This is a genomic window from Pseudomonas sp. AC083, from assembly GCF_979253165.1.
The window spans coordinates 1-246 of the sequence record NZ_CEEDDH010000275.1 but is presented as its reverse complement, the minus strand read 5'-3'; the positions used below and the strand labels follow the sequence as shown (position 1 = coordinate 246).

Here is a 246-nt window from a genome sequence, read left to right as displayed (position 1 = left end):
AATCGCAATGGCTAAGTGAATGACTAAATTTTTTAAAGCAATGTCTTTAATGAGCAATGACTCTTGATGCAGGTTCGTCAACACAATAGATCGAATGGTTTCAAGAGATATATCAGGAAAATGGAGCTGCTCCCGCTCAGTGATATGAGAGAGAGCAGGCTCTTCTTCAAGAAGTAAGTCTGCATAGCACGTTCTTTTTTGCAGCTCGTCTCCTTCAATTTTTAAGCCAAATCCAGGCTTTGATAC

At 39.8% G+C, this 246-nt stretch carries 1 protein-coding gene; it reads right to left on the bottom strand.

Annotated features, from left to right (window positions below):
* A partial coding sequence (locus AC0IXA_RS27950) for a hypothetical protein (protein WP_471814985.1) occupies positions 1 to 246 on the bottom strand: 246 nt, incomplete at both ends.